Below are 2,973 nucleotides of genomic sequence, written 5' to 3'. Positions count from 1 at the left end.
CGCCTGCGGGAGGGGAGAAGAAGGGGGAAGAGTAAAGGCAGCGTGGCCCCATCCCTGTCACTCCCCGGCAACAATGCTTAACGCATCTGTCACAACTCCACCCCCAGGCGGTTGACTTGGGGGGAGGGGCTTTCTAAACGGGCCTCGCCTTGGCGGGGTCGCTCGCCGTTCGCGCGCATTCTCCCCTTCGGTGACGAAATTAGGTGAGGGTGGCTGCGTGGCGGAGAAGGAACCCGGACAGGACTTTGGCGATGCGGACGATCCGCGTCTGGCCGCGCTGGATCAGCGATTGGCTAAGGCGAAAGCGGACGGCGCAGCGCGGCAGGGGGTGAAGGTGGACGCCGACAGGGGGTATTCCCAGGGCAGCCGCGTGATCTCCGCGCTGATCGGAAGTCTTGTCGGCAGTGCGTTGATCGGCTGGCTATTCGACCGCTGGTTCGGCACCGCACCCTGGGCCCTGATCGTGATGCTGTTCCTGGGGATCGGCGTGGCGTTCAGGCAAATCATTCGGATTTCTGGTGAGCGCCCGGAGTAACCGGGCGTTCGTCATATGTGGGAACGAAGCAGCGTGGCGGCAGAATCGGGCGGCAAGATTGATCCGATGCACCAGTTCCTGATCGAGCCGGTGCTCGGTCAGCACTGGGTGGTCGGCGGCTACGACCTTTCCTTCACCAATTCCGCTCTGTGGATGGTGGCGACGCTGGTCGCGCTGTGGGTGTTCATGATCGGCGGCATGAAGCGCGATCTGGTCCCCGGGCGCTGGCAGGCGGCGGTCGAGGGCTTCACCGGCTTCGTCAATTCGATGCTGACGTCGAATATCGGGCCGGAAGGCAAGCGCTTCCTGCCTTACGTCTTCTCGCTGTTCATGTTCATCCTGTTCGCCAACGTGCTGGGCCTGCTGCCCTTCGGCGTGGTGCCGGGTGTCCATCCCTTCACCGTGACCAGCCATGTGACCGTGACCGGCGTGCTCGCGCTGATCTCGTTCGCGATCGTGCTGATCGTCGGCTTCGGTCGCCATGGCTTCCACTTCTTCGCGCTGTTCGTGCCGCACGGCACGCCCAAGCTGATGATTCCGCTGATCTTCGTGGTCGAGCTGATGAGCTTCCTGGTGCGCCCCTTCTCGCTGGGTCTGCGACTGTTCGTCGCGATGACCGCGGGGCACATCCTGCTGAAGGTTCTCGCCGCCTTCGTCATCAACGGCATCAATATGGGCCCCGGTTACGCCGCGCTCATCACCCTGCCGAGCTTCCTGCTGATGATCGGCATCACGCTTCTCGAACTGCTGGTCGCCGCGATCCAGGCCTATGTCTTCGCGCTGCTGACCTCGGTCTATCTGAACGACGCCGTCAACCTGCACTGATCCGGTACGGCCGGATCGGGCAGGCAGGCGCGCCGCCGACTTGAATACCCAAACGACCCTTTTTGAACTGGAGTGATTGAAATGGACGCAGAAGCCGCGAAGCTGATCGGTGCCGGTCTGGCCGCTATCGGCATGGGCATCGCCTCGCTCGGCGTGGGCAACGTGTTCGCCAAGTTCCTCGAAGGCGCGCTGCGCAATCCGGGTGCGGCGGACAGCCAGCAGGGCCGCCTCTTCATCGGTTTCGCCGGTGCCGAGCTTCTGGGCCTGCTCGCCTTCGTGACGATGATCATCCTGGTGTTCGTCGCCTAATCATTCGGATCGGCCGGGCGGCCCCGTGTCGCCCGGTTGATATGGCAACGAGGACTCCATGCCCCAGATAGCACAGATCAGTGCGACCTATGCGTCGCAGATCTTCTGGCTCCTGATCACGTTCGGCCTGCTGTATTTTGTGGTCGGTCGTGGGATGGTGCCCAAGATTCAGGCGACCGTCGACGCTCGCGAAGGCCGTATCGCCGGCGATCTGGCGGCGGCGGAGGCCGCGCGTGCCGAGGCCGATCGGGTCGAGGCGGCATGGCGTGCCGAAATGGACGCCGCCCGTGTCGCCGCGATGGCCGAGACCAACGCCGCCAAGGCGCGGGCCACCCACGCTTTCGAGGCGCAGGTGAAGGCGGCCGATGCCGACCTGGCCGAGCGTCTGGGTCATCATGACCTGGCGATCGCCAATGCCAAGGTCGAGGCAATGGCCAATCTTCAGACCGTGGCGGCCGAGGCCGCGCGCGATCTCGTCGCCAAGCTGTCCGGCGTCCAGGTGGGCGAGGATGCAGCGGCCGACGCGGTGCGAAAGGTGAGCGCGCATGGCTAATCATTCCGCAAACGGTGCAGCGGCCAATGCCGATGCGCTGGTCGCGCAGAACCTGGCGGACGCGGCGTCGGCCGAAGGCATGACGCAGAAGCCGATCCGCGAAGGCGACGGCCTGACCGGTAACACGGTCGCAGCCGCCGAGGCCGAGCATCACGCCCCCAGCCCGACCGCACTGGGTTTCGATTCGACCGGCTGGGTGGCGCTTGCCGCTCTGGTCGTGCTGATCGGCATGCTGGTGAAGAAGGTCCCGTCGATGATCGGTCGTTCGCTCGACCAGAAGATCGCCGGGATCCGCGCCCAGCTCGACGAAGCGAACAAGCTGCGTCAGGAAGCCGAAACGCTGAAGGCCGAATATGAGGCCAAGGCGAAGGCCGCCCATGCCGATGCCGAGGCGATGCGCGCCCAGGCCCAGCATGAAGCGGGTCAGCTGCTCAGCAAGGCCAAGGCCGATGCCGAGGCGCTGATGGAGCGTCGCGCCAAGATGGCCGAGGACAAGATCGCCGCCGCCGAGCGCGCTGCGCTGGCCGAGGTTCGTGCCCGTGCCGCCGAGGCTGCCGCCAAGGCTGCGGGTCTGCTGATCGCCGAGCATCACTCGGCCGATGCGGATCGTGCTATGATCGACCGCACTATCTCAGGGCTCGGTCGCCCGAACTGATCGGCCACAGGGCCGGAGACAGGACCGCGCTTCGGGTTGGCCCGAGGCGCGGTTCAGTCGTTTCTGGTGCCTTCCCATTCCTCCCCAAGCTCTGCT

5 protein-coding genes are annotated in these 2,973 nt (G+C 65.2%); all 5 read left to right on the top strand.

Going from position 1 to position 2,973, the window contains the following annotated elements; all coding sequences use genetic code 11:
• Nucleotides 1-217: 217 nt before the first annotated feature.
• The 5 genes from NS355_RS17570 to NS355_RS17550 all read left to right on the top strand — a co-directional run bounded on the left by NS355_RS17570 (nt 218) and on the right by NS355_RS17550 (nt 2,877).
• Complete coding sequence (locus NS355_RS17570; protein WP_042484278.1) at nt 218-535, top strand: AtpZ/AtpI family protein; 318 nt, start codon at nt 218-220, stop codon at nt 533-535.
• A 33-nt stretch (nt 536-568) separates the two neighbouring features.
• Nucleotides 569-1,360, top strand: coding sequence for a F0F1 ATP synthase subunit A (locus NS355_RS17565; RefSeq protein WP_056431901.1), 792 nt, complete (start codon nt 569-571; stop codon nt 1,358-1,360).
• Nucleotides 1,361-1,441: 81 nt separating this feature from the next.
• Entirely contained in the window at nt 1,442-1,669 is a 228-nt protein-coding gene (locus NS355_RS17560) for a F0F1 ATP synthase subunit C (protein ID WP_007406947.1), read from the top strand.
• Nucleotides 1,670-1,727: 58 nt separating this feature from the next.
• Entirely contained in the window at nt 1,728-2,222 is a 495-nt protein-coding gene (locus tag NS355_RS17555) for an ATPase (RefSeq protein WP_042484280.1), read from the top strand.
• Nucleotides 2,215-2,877, top strand: a complete 663-nt coding sequence (locus NS355_RS17550; RefSeq protein WP_058746856.1) for an ATP synthase subunit B — start codon at nt 2,215-2,217, stop codon at nt 2,875-2,877. The genes NS355_RS17555 and NS355_RS17550 overlap by 8 nt, the downstream gene beginning before the upstream one ends.
• Nucleotides 2,878-2,973: the final 96 nt, after the last annotated feature.

This window comes from Sphingomonas yabuuchiae (assembly GCF_001477495.1).
Lineage (GTDB): Bacteria > Pseudomonadota > Alphaproteobacteria > Sphingomonadales > Sphingomonadaceae > Sphingomonas > Sphingomonas yabuuchiae_A.
This window is presented reverse-complemented; position numbering and strand designations above follow the sequence as displayed.